Annotated in this window: 22 protein-coding genes and 1 tRNA gene; 5 read left to right on the forward strand and 18 right to left on the reverse strand. The window is 69.7% G+C overall.

Annotated elements, in window-relative coordinates; translation table 11 throughout:
- The 10 genes from ABD285_RS08995 to ABD285_RS09040 all read right to left on the reverse strand — a co-directional run bounded on the left by ABD285_RS08995 (nt 1) and on the right by ABD285_RS09040 (nt 8,875).
- Nucleotides 1–2,220, reverse strand: a complete 2,220-nt coding sequence (locus tag ABD285_RS08995) for a phage tail protein (protein WP_284252824.1) — start codon at nt 2,218–2,220, stop codon at nt 1–3.
- A 110-nt stretch (nt 2,221–2,330) separates the two neighbouring features.
- Nucleotides 2,331–2,642 (reverse strand): hypothetical protein, encoded by a 312-nt coding sequence (locus ABD285_RS09000; protein WP_344202068.1) that lies wholly within the window; start codon nt 2,640–2,642, stop codon nt 2,331–2,333.
- Between the two features lie 34 nt (nt 2,643–2,676).
- Entirely contained in the window at nt 2,677–3,075 is a 399-nt protein-coding gene (locus tag ABD285_RS09005) for a hypothetical protein (protein WP_284252820.1), read from the reverse strand.
- A complete protein-coding gene (locus ABD285_RS09010) occupies nt 3,072–3,458 on the reverse strand; it encodes a hypothetical protein (protein ID WP_284252818.1) in 387 nt (128 codons plus the stop codon). Before ABD285_RS09010 ends, ABD285_RS09005 begins: the two co-directional genes overlap by 4 nt.
- A 44-nt stretch (nt 3,459–3,502) precedes the next feature.
- Nucleotides 3,503–3,928, reverse strand: a complete 426-nt coding sequence (locus tag ABD285_RS09015; protein ID WP_284252816.1) for a hypothetical protein — start codon at nt 3,926–3,928, stop codon at nt 3,503–3,505.
- A 14-nt stretch (nt 3,929–3,942) separates the two neighbouring features.
- Nucleotides 3,943–4,314 carry a hypothetical protein gene (locus ABD285_RS09020; protein WP_284252814.1) on the reverse strand — a complete coding sequence of 124 codons (372 nt, stop codon included), beginning with the start codon at nt 4,312–4,314 and terminating at the stop codon, nt 3,943–3,945.
- Nucleotides 4,314–4,619, reverse strand: a complete 306-nt coding sequence (locus ABD285_RS09025) for a hypothetical protein (RefSeq protein ID WP_284252812.1) — start codon at nt 4,617–4,619, stop codon at nt 4,314–4,316. Before ABD285_RS09025 ends, ABD285_RS09020 begins: the two co-directional genes overlap by 1 nt.
- Before the next feature lie 2 nt (nt 4,620–4,621).
- A complete protein-coding gene (locus ABD285_RS09030) occupies nt 4,622–6,241 on the reverse strand; it encodes an HK97 family phage prohead protease (protein WP_284252810.1) in 1,620 nt (539 codons plus the stop codon).
- Nucleotides 6,238–7,296, reverse strand: a complete 1,059-nt coding sequence (locus ABD285_RS09035) for a phage portal protein (protein WP_344202073.1) — start codon at nt 7,294–7,296, stop codon at nt 6,238–6,240. The genes ABD285_RS09030 and ABD285_RS09035 overlap by 4 nt, the downstream gene beginning before the upstream one ends.
- Before the next feature lie 124 nt (nt 7,297–7,420).
- Nucleotides 7,421–8,875 (reverse strand): terminase large subunit domain-containing protein, encoded by a 1,455-nt coding sequence (locus ABD285_RS09040; RefSeq protein WP_284252806.1) that lies wholly within the window; start codon nt 8,873–8,875, stop codon nt 7,421–7,423.
- A 29-nt stretch (nt 8,876–8,904) separates the two neighbouring features.
- Here ABD285_RS09040 and ABD285_RS09045 point away from each other — a divergent pair, with 29 nt between their 5' ends.
- Nucleotides 8,905–9,324 (forward strand): hypothetical protein, encoded by a 420-nt coding sequence (locus tag ABD285_RS09045; protein ID WP_284252804.1) that lies wholly within the window; start codon nt 8,905–8,907, stop codon nt 9,322–9,324.
- A gap of 5 nt (nt 9,325–9,329) precedes the next feature.
- On the opposite strand, the gene ABD285_RS09050 is transcribed toward ABD285_RS09045, so the two are convergent.
- The 4 genes from ABD285_RS09050 to ABD285_RS09065 all read right to left on the reverse strand — a co-directional run bounded on the left by ABD285_RS09050 (nt 9,330) and on the right by ABD285_RS09065 (nt 11,416).
- The gene (locus tag ABD285_RS09050; RefSeq protein ID WP_284252802.1) at nt 9,330–9,581 is read right to left on the reverse strand and encodes a hypothetical protein; all 252 of its coding nucleotides are present in this window, start codon (nt 9,579–9,581) and stop codon (nt 9,330–9,332) included.
- Between the two features lie 89 nt (nt 9,582–9,670).
- Nucleotides 9,671–10,129: an HNH endonuclease gene (locus ABD285_RS09055; RefSeq protein ID WP_344202078.1), complete on the reverse strand. Its 459-nt coding sequence runs from the start codon at nt 10,127–10,129 to the stop codon at nt 9,671–9,673.
- A 528-nt stretch (nt 10,130–10,657) separates the two neighbouring features.
- Entirely contained in the window at nt 10,658–10,873 is a 216-nt protein-coding gene (locus ABD285_RS09060) for a hypothetical protein (RefSeq protein WP_284252797.1), read from the reverse strand.
- Between the two features lie 156 nt (nt 10,874–11,029).
- Nucleotides 11,030–11,416: a hypothetical protein gene (locus ABD285_RS09065; RefSeq protein ID WP_284252795.1), complete on the reverse strand. Its 387-nt coding sequence runs from the start codon at nt 11,414–11,416 to the stop codon at nt 11,030–11,032.
- Nucleotides 11,417–11,837: 421 nt separating this feature from the next.
- On the opposite strand from ABD285_RS09065, the gene ABD285_RS09070 reads away from it, so the two are divergent.
- Nucleotides 11,838–13,547 (forward strand): AAA family ATPase, encoded by a 1,710-nt coding sequence (locus ABD285_RS09070; protein ID WP_284252793.1) that lies wholly within the window; start codon nt 11,838–11,840, stop codon nt 13,545–13,547.
- Between the two features lie 47 nt (nt 13,548–13,594).
- Here the strand turns inward: ABD285_RS09070 and ABD285_RS09075 are convergent, their stop codons facing one another.
- The 4 genes from ABD285_RS09075 to ABD285_RS09090 all read right to left on the reverse strand — a co-directional run bounded on the left by ABD285_RS09075 (nt 13,595) and on the right by ABD285_RS09090 (nt 15,582).
- Entirely contained in the window at nt 13,595–13,750 is a 156-nt protein-coding gene (locus ABD285_RS09075) for a hypothetical protein (RefSeq protein WP_284252791.1), read from the reverse strand.
- Nucleotides 13,747–13,932, reverse strand: a complete 186-nt coding sequence (locus ABD285_RS09080) for a hypothetical protein (RefSeq protein WP_284252789.1) — start codon at nt 13,930–13,932, stop codon at nt 13,747–13,749. The genes ABD285_RS09075 and ABD285_RS09080 overlap by 4 nt, the downstream gene beginning before the upstream one ends.
- A complete protein-coding gene (locus ABD285_RS09085) occupies nt 13,929–15,509 on the reverse strand; it encodes a recombinase family protein (RefSeq protein WP_284252787.1) in 1,581 nt (526 codons plus the stop codon). Before ABD285_RS09085 ends, ABD285_RS09080 begins: the two co-directional genes overlap by 4 nt.
- Nucleotides 15,510–15,513: 4 nt before the next feature.
- Nucleotides 15,514–15,582 (reverse strand) — tRNA-Arg (locus tag ABD285_RS09090).
- A 43-nt stretch (nt 15,583–15,625) separates the two neighbouring features.
- On the opposite strand from ABD285_RS09090, the gene ABD285_RS09095 reads away from it, so the two are divergent.
- Genes ABD285_RS09095 through ABD285_RS09105 form a run of 3 tightly spaced genes read left to right on the forward strand, consistent with a single transcriptional unit; the run spans nt 15,626 to nt 17,807 of the window.
- Nucleotides 15,626–16,000 (forward strand): P-loop NTPase family protein, encoded by a 375-nt coding sequence (locus tag ABD285_RS09095; protein WP_284252785.1) that lies wholly within the window; start codon nt 15,626–15,628, stop codon nt 15,998–16,000.
- The gene (locus ABD285_RS09100) at nt 15,997–16,872 is read left to right on the forward strand and encodes a type II secretion system F family protein (RefSeq protein WP_284252783.1); all 876 of its coding nucleotides are present in this window, start codon (nt 15,997–15,999) and stop codon (nt 16,870–16,872) included. Before ABD285_RS09095 ends, ABD285_RS09100 begins: the two co-directional genes overlap by 4 nt.
- Nucleotides 16,869–17,807: a type II secretion system F family protein gene (locus ABD285_RS09105; protein WP_344202087.1), complete on the forward strand. Its 939-nt coding sequence runs from the start codon at nt 16,869–16,871 to the stop codon at nt 17,805–17,807. Before ABD285_RS09100 ends, ABD285_RS09105 begins: the two co-directional genes overlap by 4 nt.
- Nucleotides 17,808–17,879 lie beyond the last annotated feature (72 nt).

The raw sequence follows: 17,879 nt of genomic DNA on the forward strand, positions 1-17,879 counted from the left end.
CTAGCGCGCGCCCGCTTTCACGAGTCGTGCCTGCGCCGCGCTGGCGGCCGACGCGATTACGCCATCAGTGACCGCGAGCGAGCCCGCAAACTCCGCGAACAGCTCGCGGAAGAACGCACGGTCGGCGGCCGTCATCTGCGAGACGATTGCGGCACTCGACGCATCCGAGGCGGCCTGCTGCGAGGGGCGGACCGTCGCCGAGCTGACGCGCGGAGCGGGAAGCGTAGTGTCGGCGAGTTCGCGCCCGAGGGAGTCGATGGCGCCGCGGACGCCCTCCGTGTCGCTCAGGCCGATCTGCAGCCCCTGCAGCGTGTAGCCGCCGATGTCGCGGAACACGGTCGAGGGGGAGTGGATACCGAGCAGGCTCTTGACGGGATTGACGATGTACTTCGAGACGAGGCCCGAGACGAAGGAGCTGAGGGAGCCGAGCATCGAACTCGCGCCATTGATCAAGCCCTGGATCATGTTGCGGCCGACGCTGCCGAGCATCCCCGCGAGCCCGCTGATGGCACTGCCGATCTTGCCGGGCAGTCCCGTGAAGAAGCCGACGATGTTGGCGATCCCGTTGGCGAAGAAGCTGATGACGCCGTTCCACAGGTCGCCGAAGAACTTGCCGACGCCGTTGAATGCGGCCGTGAACTGCGCCGAAGCGGTCTTGGAGCCCGTGACGAGCGCCACGAACCACGTGATTCCCTTGGCGATCCAGTCGATGACGACCGAGAGCGCGTCGGCGACGAACTGAATCGCGGGCGCAAGGAGCTTCACGAGGGGCGCGATCAGGCTGAGGATCGGCTTGAGCAACGTGACGAGTAGTTCGATGACCGGCCCGAGCGCCGAGCCGATCAGCGTCAAGATCGGCGCGACGAGAGCGAGCACGGCCTGGATGAGCGAGAGGATCGGCGGGATGACCGGGGCGAGCGCCTTGAGGATCTGACCGAACACCTGCGCCACGAGAACGAGCACGGGCGTGATGGCCTTGAGCACCGAGCCGAGCACGCCGCCGAGCGTCGTGGCGATGGTGGTGATGATCGGGCCGAGTGCCTTGATGACCGCCGTGAGTATCCCGCCGAGCGTCTGCACGATGGGCAGGATCGCGGGCATGAGTGCGGTGAACACTCCCGCGAGCTGGCCGATCAAGCCGACGATGACCGGCAGCACCGAAGCGAAGACCCCGGAGAGCACGGAGACGAGGGTCTGGGACAGGTTGGTGATCGTTGGCAGCACCTGTGCGAGCGCCCCGCCGAGAGTGCTGGCCAGCTGACCGAACGCGCCGGCAAGGCCGGGCAGGATCGGGGCGAGCGCCTTGAGCACGAGGCCGACGGGCGAGAGGTTGGACGCCAGGTCGACGGCCTTGGCGATGAATCCGCCGATCGCCGAGTCGCCGGAGAGCAGACCCGAGATGAAGCCGGTGACCGCTGTGAGCGCCGCCGCGAAGGCGGGCGAATCCCCCACGCGATCCAGAAGCCCGGCCACCTTGCTCAGCACCGTCGTGGCGATGGGGAGGAACGCCGCGCCTAGGGCCTCTTGGAGGTTCCCGAGGGAGGTCCTGGCCTTGCCGAGCGAGCCCTCGAAGGTGTTGCCGAAGGCCTCGGCCGAGCCTCCGAACTCCTTGGTCAGCTCGCCGAGGATGATCGCCTGGGCGCCCGCCACGTCGCCTGTGGCGACCATCGAGGCCGCCGCATCCTTCTGCGCCTGAGTGAAGGTCACGCCGACCTTGGACAGCTTCGACATGCCCGCGACCGGATCGTTGAGCGCCTTGCCAACTTGCAGGGCCGCCGAGTTGAGGTCGGTGCCCATGGCAACCGACATGTCGAGCGCGCTCTTGGTGGCCGCGTCGAAGGTCGTGCCCTTGATGTTGGTGAACGTCAAGAGGATGTTCTCTCCGGACTGCACCACCTCGTCGTCCACGCCAGAGAGCCGGGAGAGCTTGGTGGCGAGGGCGCCGATCTGCTCGACCGACTGCCCCGCTGCCGCGCCCGTCGACTTGACGACGGCGGCCGTCTGAGCGGCGACCTTCTCGGACTCGCCCGCGGCCTTGATCGCGGAGGCGATGACGGCCGTTGCGCCCGCGGCCGCCGCGACGAGGGCGGCGCCGGCCGCCACGCCGACGCCCTTGACGATGCCGCCGAGGCCGCCCGCGGACTTGGCCGCGTCATCGAAGCCCTTGGAGAAGTTCTTGGCGTCGGCGAGCACCGAGACAATGACGGTGTTCTTGGCCACGAGCTAGCTCCTGTTCTTGCGGTTGTGGGCTTCGAGGATCGCGTCGCGTTCCATCACGGTCAGGCGCCAGTAGTCACTGGGCGCCATCCCGAGATGAACGACGAACCCGGCTAGATCTTCTGCGCGCTGGCGCGCCGGGCTTTTGGGGCCGGCTCCCCGGTCACAGCGGCGAGCAGGTCGCCCTCTTCGTTCTCGTCGTCGCCCAGCGTGATCAGCTCGCCGAACTCAGCGAAGGTGAGGCCCTGCGCGTCATTCCACGAGTACTTGGGGTCCGAGCGGCGCTTGGCGACGAAGGCGAGCGCGGCGAGGGCGAGGCCCTTGGGCTTGTCCTCCTGGGCGATCGCGCCGAAGGCCTGGCCGGAGAGCTCTTCGACCTTTGCGACCTCGCCGAGGGTGAGGGAGTTGATGTTGAGTGCGGTCATGCGGGGGGTGCTCCTTTGTTGAGGGGGGGTGCGGTCAGCTGAGGGAGTTCTTGGCGAGCAGCGCGTCGATACCGCGTTCCAGCGCGTCGAAGATCTGCTCGTGTTCGCGGGAGAGCGCATCGGTCAGGAACGGGTGCGGCGCGATGTTGCGGGCCGGCCAGCCGTAGTGGATGACGCCGGCGTAGGGAGCTTTCGCGCCGCCCGCCCGGACGACAGCTTTGGTCTTGCCTCGTCCGGCGCGGACGGTGCCAGCGAGGGCGCCGCTGCGGTCGGGGACGTGCGCGGCGTGCACGACGAGCTCGCCGATGCCGTGCATGAGGTCTTTCATGTCGTCTGCATCCGCGCCGGCCTTGTTGAGGCGGGAGACGGTCGTGCGCAGCCCCTCGACGCGGACGCGAACGCCGCCCGAGACGTAGGTCACGGAGTCCGTCACGAGTCGCTCCCGTCGTCAAGGAGCGGTGGGCCGGTTAGCTGCCAGTCGAAATCAAAGACGAACGTCTTGTCGCTGGCCGCGCCACCGAGCGCGGGGCGCGGGCCGACCGTGAGGGAGCCGCGGAGGATCGGCTCGTCCGCAGTCGCGTCGGCGTTGCCGTTCGGCGCGAGCGTGAAGCCGACGACCTCGCCGGTGTGGTTCCAGGTGAACCGCCACAGCGAGTCCGAGGCCGACGACTGCACGGCCGAGCCCTTGAGGAACCACGGCTCAGCGTCGTCGCCGTCGTAGGCGCTCGTGATGAGCGTGCCACCCTTGTCGGGCTCGACCACGGCGGAGGTGAGTTCGCCCATCCAGCTCGAGGCCTCGCCTCCGTCCACGGTCAAGGTGAGGACGGGGTGAGACCTCGGCCCGAGAGCCGAGGCCGCGCTCACTCTTCGGATCCCGAGTCGAGCGTCGGCGTGCCGACGACCAGGAACTCGAAGTCGAAGGTGTACGCGCCATTGCCGGCGTCGCCACCGAGGTCGGGCTTCGCGCCGATGGTGAGCGTGCCGATGACGTGCGGCTGATCCGCGGTCGCGGTCTCGTTGCCGTGCGGGGCAATGGTGAACGCCGCGTCGACGCCGGTGTTCTCCCAGACGTAGCGCCAGAAGGAGCCGGAGGCGGTCGACTGGATCGCCGTGCCGGTCAGCTTGAACTGCTTGGACCCGCCGGCGGCGGCGTCCTCAAAGGTGGTGACGTCCTTGTCGGCGTCATCGTTGCTGATCTTCCAGCTCGACAGGTCGCCCCAGTAGTCGACGCCGGGGGTCCCGATGGTCAGCTTGAGCTTGGTGCCCTTGATGCGTGTACTGCCCATGTCTGTGTTGCTCCTTAGGTGAGTGAGATGTCGGTGGTGAGGGTGACCGTCGAGGCCAGGAAGGTGCGAGCGCCGACTGTGTATGAGAACGGCTGTGCGACGTTCTCGACGGACCAGCCGTCGACGACGGTCGCTGCGATGGTCGCCTCGATGAGGGCGTCGAGGTCGTCGGTCATGCGCGCGTTCGCGCCGAGCTTGGAGACGATCCAGACCTCAAGCCGAAGGAGGTGGAGGCCGAAGGTGTCGCCGACCTCGATCAGTGGGGACCCGTGCACGACCATGAGGGCGGGCGGGTTGAGCTGCTCGGGTACGTGGTCGGTTACGGTCACTCCGACCGGGGCGAGCGCGGCGACCAGCTCGGCGCGGGAGGTGGCGATAGCACCCATCACGCCACCCCCACCCCGACCCAGCGGGCCAGCACGGGGTAGGCCGAGGTCATCGGATCCCGCGCCAGCCTGATCGGCGATGCATCGCCGGCCGTGGCGAACTGAGTGATGCCGCTCGGCGCGTTTCGCCGGTGGTACAGCTCAGCGCCCACGTCGAGCGTCGCGCCGTCGAGGATCGCCGAGGGGACCTCGGCGGAGCCGACGTACGCCGTCACCAGCGCGTCAGCTCGCGCCCAGCACGAGGCGACGAACGCGGCGTCGTCCGCGTTCGCGCCCACGTACTGCGAGAGGTCTTCGGCGGTCATCGTCAGTTCGCGGCGAGCTTGACCGGCACGACGGCCGCGGGAATCTCGGCCGCGGTAGCGCCGTACGCGTAGACCGCGAAGCTCTTGGAGAGGTTCGAAATCGCCTCGTCCGAGAGCGACACGAGCGGCGAGTTGTACTGCCGGATGGCGAGCGAGTTGGTGAACACGGCGCTATCGCCCGACTGGCCCGAGTCCAGCAGCACCGGCAGCCCCGCGAAGTCTCCCGAGAGGCCCGGGAGGTCGAGGGTGCCGCTCGCGTTGTCCTTGGCGGTCTGGAACACGCGCTCGCCCGCGACGGTGAGGCCGCGGAGCTTCTTGAACACCGAGCCCGAGACGATCATCCGCTCGACCGGGAGGTTGAGCGCCTCGAACTTGATCGCAGCGTCGATGAGAGCGCTCTCCCAGTTGTCCGCGGTCGCGGCCGCCAGGGTCGCGCCCAGCACGACCACGCCGCCGTTGTCAGCGATGGCCGCATTGGCGGTCACCAGCGCCGCGAACGCTGCACGCAGGTACGCCTTGCGGCGCGCGCCGGCCGCGATGGCGAGGCCGTTGAGCGACGTGTCGAGCACGCCGACCGTCGAGCGCTCGACCTCCTGACGGGTCAGCGTGGTCGATCCGGCGTAGGTCTTCACCGGCGCGGTGCGCGTATCGATCGTGACCTTGCCCGCGGCGATGTCGTCGCCCTCGGCGGCCTGCTCGGCGACCGAGAGCGTGTTCGTGGACAGCTCGGCGAACTCGATCGAGTTGCCGGTCGCGGGGAGCGTGCCGGTCGAGAAGGAGGCCGCGAGGACGCCCGAGCTGGCGTCGAAGATGCGCGTCAGGTCGCCGACCCATCCCGGCTTGACCACGGCGTCCGCGGTCGTGCCGCCCGCGTAGTCCCGACGCTCATAGAGCGCGTTGTAGGCGCGCACGGTCGCCTCGTCGCCCGAGACGATCGCGCGGAGCACCTCGCCCGCCGAGCGGGTGTCGGGAGCCGCGGGCTCACGATCGCGGACGGAGAGGGTGGCGACGGAACGAGTCAGGTCCTCGATCGACGTGCGGACCTCGGCGAGGTCGGCGGGGGTGACGATGGCGTCAGTCACTGCGGGGGTGCTCCTTTCGAGCGGGGGAGTTGCGGTGGGGTTGCTGCTGCGGACCTCGGACACCTCGGCGGCGTCGTAGGCGGGCCAGGGGACGAGGCTCACCTCGAGGAGCTGGACCCGCGTGTACGTCACGAGGTCAGTCCCGTCGGCTTGCGCCTCGGTGCTGTACTCGACGGGAACGAAGCCGATCGAGAAGCGGTCGATCACGCCGTCACGGGCGAGCGTGTACGCCTCGTCGCCGAGCGCGGTCTGGGAGATGCGCGCCTCGATGCGGAGGCCGTCGTCCTCGCTCTCGGCGGTCGTGAGCTTGCCGATCACATCGCCGTGACGCCATGCGAGCAATGCCCGCTCGGCGCCGTCGAAGACGGTTGCCTTGGTGAACTGCTCGCGCCATGCGTCGCCCCACGACTGCACGAGGATCGGGTCGCCGAAAGGCACCGCGATGCCGGCGACTATCCGCTCGCCGTCAGTGGCGTCGCTGAGTGCGGCGCGCGCCTCGAAGGAGCGCTGCTGCGGTTTGGTGAGGTCGGGCGCGGTCATGCGGCGGCGGCTCCTTGAGGATCGGCGGTGGGAGCGCCCGCGAGGGGCGGCAGGTTCTCGATGGCGCGGACCTCGGCGACCGTCATGAAGCCCGCCTCGAGCGCGACCTTGTAGGTGGCGTAGCGGGTGGTGGTGTCGGAGCGGAGCAGCACCTCGAGGTTGAAGCGGGCGAACTGGCCGCGCGGCAGGAGGTCGGTGAGCGCGTCCTCAATCTCGCTGAGGTCCTCCATGAGGCCGAAGCGGACGAAGCCGAGCCAGTCCTGCGCGACGTTCTGGTAGGTGGTCGGCGCGCCCTCCGTGCTGGCGAGCATGAGGGAGGCGGGCACGCCGAAGAGGCGGGCGATCTGCGTCGTCGTGAAGTTCTGAGACTCGATGAACTGGGCGTCGGCGGGGCTGAGGAAGATCGGGGTGTAGCTCATCCCGCTGCCGAGCACTGCGACGCCGCGCTTGCCGCCGCGAGTCGTCTCCCAGCGGGTGCGGACGTCGGTGGCTTGCTCGGGCGTGAGCTGCTGATCGGACCGGAGGATGCCGCTCGGTACGTCGCCGCTGGCGATCCAGTTGGCCGCGTAGTCGCGGAGGTCGATCGCGCCGCGTAGCTCGGCCTGCGCGGCCTGGATCGGCCCGAGGCCGTAGGGCGTGCCGGGCACGCGGAGGCGGGCGAGGTGCTTGACGTCCTCGACGCCGAGCGCCTGGCCCTGATACCCGTAGCCCGTGACGCGGCCGGAGGCGGTCACGTCAATCTGCACGTCGTGCGGATTCAGCGCCTCGAGGGTCACGACCTGGCCGATCGAGTTCCGACGAATGCGCCAGAACGCATTGCCGGTCAAGTTCAGGCTGACGACGGTCCGCTCGATGAAGACCGGCAACGACGAGTCGACGTCGGGCCGACGGATGATCGCGGGGGAGTCGATGATCGTGCCGCCGCGATGCACGTCAATGGAGAGCTGGCGGGCCGCGGTGGTGCGGATGGAGACGGCCCGGTAGACGGTGGACAGCCCGAGCGCCTGGCCCGAGGTGACGGTCGCACTAGCGGCGGCGCGGCTCGGAGGGAGCACGCCGCCGCCAGTGTCTGACCCGGTACGGGACTGCGGAGCGGCCAGCCCGAGCCAGCTCCGAAGTCCCATAGGAACCATTCAACGCACGTTGAGTGAACATCCAGAGTTCACACAGATGCTCGCCTTAGAAGACCTGCAATCCGGCGTCGGCGGTCGTCTCGGCGACCAGCACACCGAGCGCGGTGGCGAGCACGGCATCGATTGCGACGGCGCTGCCCGCGCGGGCGATCCGATAGCTGTCGCCGATGTTCTTGCGGATCGCGTGCGGGATCTGCTGAGTAAGGAGCGCGTCGCCCGCGTGCTCGAACTCGCGGCGCGCGATCTTCGCGTAGAGCATGCTCGCGGCGTTGATGGCGTCGGCATGAGTCCCGATGCGCACCGGCATGCCGCGCCGCTTGAGCTCGGTTGCAAGGTCGCCGAGCGCATAGCGGTCCATGGCGAACGCCTGCGGGGTGTGACGGTTCAGCGCAACCGCCGCCGCGACAAACCGTTCAAGCGTCGGCGCGACGAGGGAGGCGACCAGCTCGGAGTGGATGCGGCCCGCGTCGTCCTTGCCGGTTGCGACGATGGAACCGAACGCCCAGTCTGGGGTGCGCTCGAAGGTGAACACGGGTCGTACACCCTGCGGCCAATCGGCTCCCGCTGGGCGGGTCTGCGCGGCCCATTTGGTCGGCTCGATGAAGGGTGACGCGACGCCCGACAGGAACCTGTTGCCGAGGTAGCGGAGGACGTCGGCGGGCGGCAGGGAGCGGGCGTCGGCGATGGCAACCTCGGCGTCACGTCGCCCGGACGCGAGCGATGGATTGGCGTGCTTGAGCCAGGTCAGGAACTCGGCGTCGCCCTCGGGGATCGCGTCGTTCGGCGCCTCCCAGACGAACGCACCGAAGCGGTTGCCGTTCGGGTCGGCCGCGATGGCCTCGGCGGCGAGCTTGTAGAGGCGAAGGAGCATCGTGGAGCTAGCGTCGCCCGCAGTCGTCACGCCGACGACGAGCGCGTTAGGGCGCGCGCCGGTTCCGTTCACAAGGTCGGCCCAGACCTCGGCGCGGAGCAGATGCAGCTCATCCACGAGCCCCAGGTCGAGCGGGATGCCTTGCAGCGCTGCCGACTTGCTCGGCTTGAGGCGGTACTCGCCGCTGCCCGCGTTCGATCGGATGCCGCGCGTGCCGGACACTCGGAACCGCGTGGCAAGGGAGCCGTTGCGGGTGATCGCCTCGAGGGTGCGCTTATAGATGAGGTTGGCCTGCTCGACGGTCGACGCGATCCCGACCACTACGGCATCTACCGAGCGGAGCAGGCCGATGAGGCCGAGGATGGCCGCGACCTCGGTCTTGCCGTTCTGGCGGCCGAGGCTGACGAGCACCTGTCGGTAGCGGAGTTGGCCGGCGCGCGGATGGCCCGCGGGGAACTGCTCAAGGAGGGCGCGGAGTAGCGCGGTCTGCCACCCCTCGGGCTCGTACCCGAACGCCACCCGCCAGACCACCGCGACGACGCGCGCGTAGCGGTCGTAGAGCGAGGGGAAGGAGGCGGCGAGGGAGCGAGTAAATCGTGAGGGAGGCCACGCGGCGACGGGGCCTGTCATCGACCGATCCGCCCCACTACGGTTCGAGCATGAACCCGTTCTGGATTGCGGTAGTCAGCGCCGGCTCGGCGGTGGTCGGCGCATTCGTTGGGGCACTCCCGAACCTGCTGCAGTCGCGTGCGCAGCGGCACGAGCGCGAAAAGAAGCGCCTGCGGCAGGTTGAAGCCGAGCGCTATGACGCTGCGATTGCGTTCGTCGATACGCTGGCGAACTACTCGTCGGCAGACCGTTGGCGCGAGACGGTGGACTTGAACCGGGCCGCCAGCCGCCTGATATCGAAGCTTCGGTCCGGGGAGGCTCTTGTCGCCGAGTACGTACGCTTCTCCGTGCAGCGCTTGCGAGAGGGGAACGACGCCTCGTCCAAACTCGCCGTAGCCAACGACGTAGCCGATCACATCTTCAAGTACTTGAGAGGCGAGGCAACGGCGTCCACGATCGATCGCGGATAAGGGATTCAATCCGTCGCCTCCCGCAGGAGGGCTTCCAACTCGTCGCCTCCGGCAGGCAAGGGAGCGCGGCGGATCAGGGCCCGGTAGGCCGTGCCGTAGCTCGTAGCGAGCGCCGCCGTGGCCTCGGTGTCGAGCTGGCGGGCGAGGATGCGGAGCTGAGCGACGGCCGGAGCGTCCAGTGGGGTGAGCCATGAGTCGGCAGCCTCGATCATGGCCTCGGTGGCGTCGACCATGGTGGCGTCGGGGGAGTTCGTCACGGTTTCGATCCGTTCTGTTGAAGTGTTGAGGGCTTTGCGTGCAAAAGAGAGTTGGGGGCGGGGGTGAGCTCGGAGAGCGTGAAGGAACGTCATGCTCTCGCTGCCAGCCATCGCGTGTTGAACCAGTCGACGCGCATCAGTTCGCGGTCGCTCTTACGGCCGTTGCAAGTGCGGCATGCCGCTACGAGGTTCGTCATCTCGTCCCTGCCACCCGCCTCCCTCGGGGTGACGTGATCAGCGGTGGCGTCGTCTCCTTCGAGCGCCTTGCCGCAGTAGGTGCACACCCAGCCGTCGCGCTCGAGACACGCGAGCCGTAGCCGCTCCCATCCGCTCCCTCGACTCGACCCCTTGCTCATGCCGCTGCCCGCCTCACGCGGACGTGACACGCCCGACAGAGCGCGTCCGCATACACGGCTCGACGCCGGCAGCCCGGCTCGGCACAGACCAGCTCCGCCTCGTCCCAGACGCGCACGGGCAGCCCCGCGGCGTTGGTGTGCTCCCACGCGTGTCGCTCGGCGAACGCGCGCGGCTCCATCACCGGGAACCATCTACGGTCGCAGTGTTCGCAGACGACGAGCGCCCAGCCGAAGGCCGGGCTAGCCTCTTCGATCCAGAGGCGCGGGCGGTCGCCGCTCATGCTGCAGCCCTCTCGGCCCGCACGCGCGCCGCACGCTCTCGAACCTGAACGAGGTGGCAGACGGAGCACAGCCCGTCTCGTCGGCCGCGGCGCGGGCGCAGGCCGCACGCTGTGCACGCGTTGTGCGCGCTGCGCTCTGCCAGCGGCATCGCGTGGCCGGTGAAGCCGTGCGCAATACGCGCATGCGCCACTGCCGCCGCGCCGTTCGGGCCGCCGATCTTGAAGCGAACCCAGTCAAAGCACGACTCGCATCGAGCAACGGACACGAGGCCGTCCCAGTCGAATACCACGGGGCCAGCACGGAACACGCCGAGCCCCTTGCGTCTCTCGGTCGCCGCCTGGCTCGCATGATTCCGCCTCTCGGCGCACGCCTCGCAGTATTGAGCGCTAGCGACCCGGTGCGCGATTGAGGCGCCACAGCTCGCGCACTTTCGAGCCTTCACAGAGGCGCCCCCATGCGCACGAGCGCAAGCTCGCCCTGCAGCGCGGCCCGCATGGCTTCGAGCCGCTCGCGGCCCGAGGTGTAGGCGACGTCGAGGGAGTCCCCGGGGACGGAGGTGGCCAGCCAGACCATGCCGGCGTCGTCGAGCGCGGCGTCGATACGCGCGAGCGCGGCCTGCAGCTCGACCACGCGGGCGAGAGCTTCGGAGAGCACGAGGGGCGCCTTTCGAGCGAGAGAGACGGCCCCCGGCGCGAGAGTGTCAGCAACTGCGCCGGGGCCGCCGCGCCAGGAGAGGAGCGCTGGCCTCGATTGAGGTTGCTCTCAGGTTACACCCAGGAAACGTCCAGCTTCAAGAAGGCCCCGGTGGCCCTATTTGTCGGCGACTCGATGGAGCTGCCGGTCTACCCAGCGCTCAAGCTGGGCTTTGGTGAGGTGCTCATAGAGGGCTCGCCGATCGCCGCTATGACTGAGCAACCTGCCCTTGCACACGAGGTCGATACCGGCGTACGCGAGGCGAAGAATCTCGGGTTGGTAGTAGGCGGCCTCAGTGTTGCCGAGGAATCCGACGCAGTAGCCGTTGACCCAGCCCTGAACCGCACGTCGGTAGTAGCCGTTGCGCAGGTCGGGCTTGAGCAGGATGACGCAATCGCCGATGCGCTGAGTGTCCCAGCCGTGGTCGTTCTTCCCCGGGATGTTCCAGAGGGTGCGGTAGGCACCGTCGGTGTCGAGAAGCACCTCTCTGCGGCCGTCAACCATGCCTCAAATTATGGATCTGCCCCGAACAGCCGAAACGAACATGCCCCCCTCTTTAAGAGAGGGGGTCTGTTGTTCGGTGCGGCGGAGCCGTGTTCACCCCTGAAAATGCCCGTGATCACGGGGGTTTTGACCGAACGGCCCGACGAGCGGCGAACAGGGCGAACAACAGCCCATGTTCGGTCTGTTCGGTTTTGGCCTCGGAACGCCAGAAACCGCCAGTTTCGTATTATCTGCATATAGCAACATGCAGAGAATGCCCGGTCAGAAGGCGATTTCTTGCGAATAGACCGCCGACCTGTCAGCGTGGAATCACGGTCCGAAGCTCCACCTTCGAGGGCCGTCCAGAAGCCGGGACCAGCACCCCTGCGAGTAGTGGAGCACTCGCGCCGGGTGCTGGTCTCTTCCCGTTAGGACCCCCGCCGTGAACCCGACCACCGAATCTGACCTCGACCCGGAAGACATCGTGCTCGACGGCCCTCGCGCCGACAGTCGGAGCATGGCGGATCAGGCTGAGGCCGAGGCGCTCGTGGCGTCCGCTATCGCCGACCTCATGGCCGACATGCTGCCTGCCGGCTCCGAGTGGGAGTGCGACTCGGAAGGCCCGACGTCCGCCGAAGAGGCGTCTATCCTCCGCCGTCTCGCGGCGCTCGGACCGCGCACCGACATCGAGCGGGCCGAAGCGGTCGCCACGCGGATGGAGGCGCGCGGACACATGGCCTCTGACGATCAGGCTGCAGCCCGCCTCCTTGGCCGCGCTGGGGAGATTCGGGCCGCCGCCCGGCAGCGCGCTCACGAGGGCATCGACGCGCGCCTCGCGGTCGGCTCGATCGACCGGCGAGTAGCGAAGGCGGAGCACGACGAGCTGGCCGCACGCCTGGCTCTCTGGGACGCCAACCCGTCGGCGCGGCCGGCCGCCGAGGCCGCCCACGACCAGGCCGACGCCGAACTCAAGGCAGCCCACGAGGCGGCGGCGGCGTACGCAGAACTGATGACGCGCGCCGAGGTTGCGGACGCGGAGCGCGGCAGCCGGGCCGACATCATCGCCCGCGCCGTCGAACTGGCCGACGCGTTCGGCGACGCCGAATACCAGAGCGCACAAGCGACGATCGAGGCCGGTCGGCAGCGCGCACGCATGGACGGAGCCCGCGCCCTCCTTGAGGCCCAGGGAGGCTTCGGGCTCTTCGACCCTTCCGCGGTGGGCACGCTCGAAGCCCTCGTCGCAGGCACCGAGACGAGCGAGCTGGTGGCCGGAGTGCTCGGGCGCGGCGAGCTGGCGATCCTCTTCGGCGACTCGTACACCGGCAAGTCGTTCCTCGCGCTCGACTGGGGGCTCTCGATCGCCCACGGGGCTCCCTGGCTCGGCCGCGAGGTCCCGCCCGGCCGGGTGCTCTACGTGGCCATGGAGGGCGCGGCGACCCTGCACAAGCGGGAGGTCGCATGGGCGAGCCATCGAGGCCTTCCGACCACGCCGGCCGGCTTCGTCGCATATCCGCGGGTGGTCAATCTGCTGCACGAGGCCAGCGCGCTCGCGCTCGCCGAGTACGTCGCCGTCGAGGGCTTCGATCTGGTCGTCATCGACACGCTTAGCCGATCTATCAACGGCGCGGACGAGAACTCGTCGGCCGAGATGGGCGCGTACGTCGCGGCCCTCGGGCGGATCAAGGAGGCGGCCGACGGCTGTTCGGTGCTCGTGCTGCACCACTCGCGGAAGGGCGAGCCCGAGGTCATGCGCGGGTCAACCGCCCTCTTCGCCGGCGTAGATCGAGTGCTCTGCTGGCGGCTCGACTCGAAGGGGCAGGACCGGCGCAAGCTGCTCACTCAGAAGGACAAGAGCGGGGCGCCCACCAAGCCAATCCACGCCGCCTTCAAGCAGGTCGCGCCGTCCGCCGTGCTCGTGCCGGTCGAGGGTGCGGGCGACGACACACTCGTGATGGCGCTGCGCAACCTGCTCGCGACCGGAGGGGCTGTGATGCGCACCGAGTTCCAGCGTCGACTCGTAGCCGAGGGGCTCAAGCCCACGACGGACGCCGCGCGCATGGCCGTAAAGCGCGAGATAGAGGCTGGCCGGATGCACGAGGTAGCCGGCGCGCTCCTGCTCGGCGAGCCCACCGACGACGACCCGGACGAGTGAGCGCGGAAACGCCCCCAGCGCGAGCCGGGGGCGCTTCTCGTGGTGCGTTACTCGGCGCCGGTGCGAGGTCCGTGCCGGCGCTCCATCTCGGCCTCATAGGCCGCGCGTGCCGCGTCCTCATCGCCGAACGCGGTTTCGAGCTTGTGAATCTCAACGGCCTTCGCGCGTAGCTCGCGCTCGCTCCGCTCGTCGGCGGCGCTCATGCCCACACCCGCCCGTCGCCATCGGTCACACGCGCCTCGACGCCCTGCGAGGCGATCAGGGAGGCTGCGATCTGCCGTGCCTCGAAGAGGTCCGCGTAGCCGCCGAGGAACGGCCTGAACTCGGGGCGTGTCTTGCGGATTTCGACGGTGAACTCGTCAGTAAGTACGGGCGTGGTGCTCATGCTTTCTCTCTTCTCTTCGGGGTGATCGATAGGCGCTCGGGACGCTCGGGATTGTCGACGCGCTCCACGAGCACGGAAGCCGTGGGGTCGTCAGCGGAGGGAGCGACGGAGAACGAGCGCCGGATAGAGACGTCCACGGGGCTCACGACGACATCAACGGTCGCCCGCGTCAGGTCGCGTTTCTGCTCGACCGAGAGCCCGTGCCAGGCCTCTTCAAACTCGCGCCGGACGCCTAGGAGCACAACGTGCTCGTCAAGAGTCAGCGTGCGCCGATCCTCCGCGGCCCGCTCGATCGCCGCGACGAATTCGCGCACGGGGGCCAGGGCGTGCTCAGTGGTGTTCGCGCGAAGGATCGCGGTTACGCGCTCGGTGATGCCGTCTATCTCGTCAGCGACGGCTTGCATCTGCGCTGCGAACGCGGAGAGGTCGACGCCGCGGATGTTCTCGATCTTCTGCAGCTCGGCGCGGTCGGCCTCAAGGCTCGCGCGCCTCGCGCGGAGCGGACCCAGCTCCGCGGCCTCCTTCTCGGCGACGTCGCCGCCGCCCTGCACCAGCTCCACGAGTGCGCCCCAGACGGCCCCAGGGATCGCGGCCTCCACGACGTGCCGAGCGATTGACGCGTGCCGCTGACCGTGCCCGCGACCGCTCGCCTTGGTCCCGCACTTATAGCTCTCCTGCCGACGTCCCCGGCTCGATGAGACGGCCGATCGCATGCCGGCGCCGCATACGCCGCAAATGGCGACTCCCGAGAGGAAGTGCTTTGTGACCTTCGGGCCCGGCGCTGTCTCCCGTTTCGGGTCGCTGAGGATGAGGCGCACGGCCTCGAACTGCTCCGGGCTGACGATCTGCGAGAGGTCGTCGCGGATGACGCGGTGAGCGACACCCTTACCGGCGATGAGCCTGCCCGCGTTGCGCTCGCGCAGAAGGAGTTGCCGGATCGTCGCGTAGGACCATGTGTTGCCGCGCGGCGTGCGGATCCCCGACTGATTGAGCGCGCGCTGGATCGAGTACAGCGTGCCGCCCTCCGCGATCGTGGCGTAGGCCTCGCGGATGAGCGCGGCCTCTGATTCGCGGATGGCGAGTCGGTCGACCTCGAAACCGAACGGGCGGTTGCCCCTGAGGGGCACGCCTTCCCGTAGCTGCTGCGCGTTCTTCGCCACCTGACGCTCGGTGCGGTGCTCAATCTCCTGAGCCGAGACGGAGGCGAGGATGCGCGCGACCATGCGCCCCGTGGCGGTGTTCAGGTCGATGTCGCCCGCGTTCACAGTCACGAAGGACACCGGGCGGGAGTCGGCGAGCTTGATCAACGGCTCGAGGTCGCGAGGGAGGCGGTAGAGCCGGTCGGTGTGCCAGGCGATCACGGAGTCAACCTCGCCCGATTCGATCGCGGCCAAGAGCGCCTCGAACGCGGGGCGGCGCTTGCCGCTCATGGCGCTGATGTCGTTGTCCACGAACTCGACGGGTGACCCGAGGCCACGACGCTCAGCTAGCTGCCTGCACTCCGCGAGTTGTCGATCCACGCCCGCGGCGTTGGCGGCACGATCCTCGGAAATGCGCGCGTAGATCGCGGCGCTCATAGCGTGCCCTCGGGAGGATTCGAACCTCCGATGTCGCGCTTAGGAAACGCGGGCCGGTCCAGTCGGCGAGGGCTTGTCTGCTGCATAGCCGTAATAGTGACACAGGGCTCCCGGGCATGTGCTCGCTGCACGCCAACAGCGCGGCCGAGGCGCTGCGCAAGCTCGGCACTCTGCCGCTGCTCGCGGGCCGCAACATCGACGCGGCGTTCGTCGTGCCGACCGTCGCGGGGTCGATCGACGTCGTCGTGCACGCCGAGCTCGAGCGCGGCGGCCGTCGCCGGGTGCGCGAGATCGCCGCGGTCACCGGTGACGTCGGCGCCGACGGGCCCGAGATCGTGCCGCTGTTCGAGATCGACGGCGGGGAGTTGGGCGCCACGGGGAAGCTGCCGCCGCGCACGGCCAAGTTCGCCCGGGGCGGCGTCGACCCGGCCGTCATCCTCTGCGGGCGCGCGGGCGGCGACGCGGGCAGCGGCCCGGGAGGCGGCGCGTGAGTCCGCTCGCCGCCGGCGCGGGGCTGCTGCTCGGCGCGGGCGCGCTCCTGGTGGCTTCGCCCTGGCTGTGGCCGCGGGACCGGGCGCGGTCGCCACGGCGGTCGCGGCATCCGGAGCGCGGTCTCGCGGTGCTGCTGGTGCAGGCCGGGATGCCGCGCGTGCCCGTGGCGGTGCTGGTCGCGCTGAGCGTCCTGCTGGGTGTCGCGGTCGCGGCACTCGTCATCGCGATGAGCGGGGTCTGGGGGCTCGGCGGTGCGGTCGGACTGCTCGCGGGCGTGCTGCCCACGGCCGCCGTCTCCCGCCGCGCCCGGCACCGGCGTCGCGCGGTGCGTGCCGCCTGGCCCGACCTCGTCGATCACCTCGTCGCCAGCCTCCGCGCGGGCACGCCGTTGGCCGCCGCGGTCGGCGCGCTCGCCGGGGCGGGAACGCCCGAGACCCGCGCCGCCTTCGGCGAGTTCGAGCTGCGGGTGCAGGCGACCGGGGTCATGGGCCCCGCCCTCGACGACCTGAAGCACGCGCTGGCCGACCCGGTCGGCGATCGCGTCGTCGAGACGATCCGGCTCGCGCGCGAGGTCGGGGGAACGGAGCTGCCATCCGTGCTGCGCTCGCTCGCCGCGTCGTTGCGCGCGGACGCGGCGGTGCGCTCGGAGGCCGAGGCCCGGCAGTGGTGGGTGATCATCGCCGCGCGACTCGGCGTTGCCGCGCCGTGGGTCGTCCTCCTGCTCATCGCCTCGCGCCCGGAGGCCGCGAGTGCCTACAACTCGGCGGGTGGGATGCTGCTGCTCGCCGCCGGCCTGATCGTGACGATCGTTGCCTACCGGTTGATGCTCGTGCTGGGCCGCCTGCCCGAGGAGCAGAGGTGGTTCGCGTGACCCCCTGGATCGCCCTGGCCGTGCCCGTCGGGATCGTGCTCGGCGTCGGACTCTGGACCCTCGTCGCGCTCGTCCCGCGCGTCGGCGCCCCGCGGCTCTCGACCCGGATCGCGCCCTACGTCGCCGCCGTCTCGCCGGAAGCCCGCGACCTGGCGACGTGCCGGCCCGCGGTGCCGGTGTCGGTGATCGGCGAGCTGCTCCGGCCTGGAGCGGCCGGTCTGCTCGGCGGGCTCTCCGGCGTGCTGGGCGGTGATGAGGCGATCGAGCGCCGGCTGCGCCAGGCCGGATGGACGACGCCGGTCGCGCGGTTCCGGTCCCGGCAGCTGGTCGGGCTCGCGATCGGGTCGGCCGTGGGCGCGGCGCTGGTCGCGGGGCTGGTGCGAGCAACGGCGATCCCGCTCGTCGCGGCGGTCGCGGTCGGCATCGCGGCGGCGGCGGTTGGCCTGCTCGCGCCGGAGCAGCTGCTCGCGCGGGCGGCCCGAGCGCGGCTGCGACGGATGACCCACGAGTACCCGACGATCGTCGAGTTGCTGACCCTGTCGCTGGCCGCGGGGGAGGGGGTGCTCGAGGCGCTGCGACGGGTCGCGCGGGTCGGCTCTGGCGAGCTCGCCCGCGAGCTCACGGTGGTCGTGACCGAGGTCAACGCGGGGGTTCCGCTCGCCGAGGCCCTGACCCGGCGCGCGGCGGCCATCGGCCTGCCGCCCTTCACCCGCACGGTCGATCAGCTCGTGGCGGCGCTCGATCGCGGCAGCCCCCTCGTCGACGTGCTGCGCGCCGAGGCGCAGGACGCCCGCGACGAGGCGAAGCGCGGGCTGCTCGAGGCGGCGGGGCGCAACGAGGTGGCGATGATGGTGCCGCTCGTGTTCGGCATCCTGCCCGTCACGGTGCTGATCGCGATCTGGCCGGGCGTGCTCGTGCTGCGGATGGGGTTCTGAGACGCCGACGTCGTCCGACGTCACTCGGCGTGACGATCTGTGACCAGACCCGACGCTTGGCTGCCATAGGGT

This window comes from Pseudolysinimonas kribbensis, assembly GCF_039531715.1.
Lineage (GTDB): Bacteria > Actinomycetota > Actinomycetes > Actinomycetales > Microbacteriaceae > Pseudolysinimonas > Pseudolysinimonas kribbensis.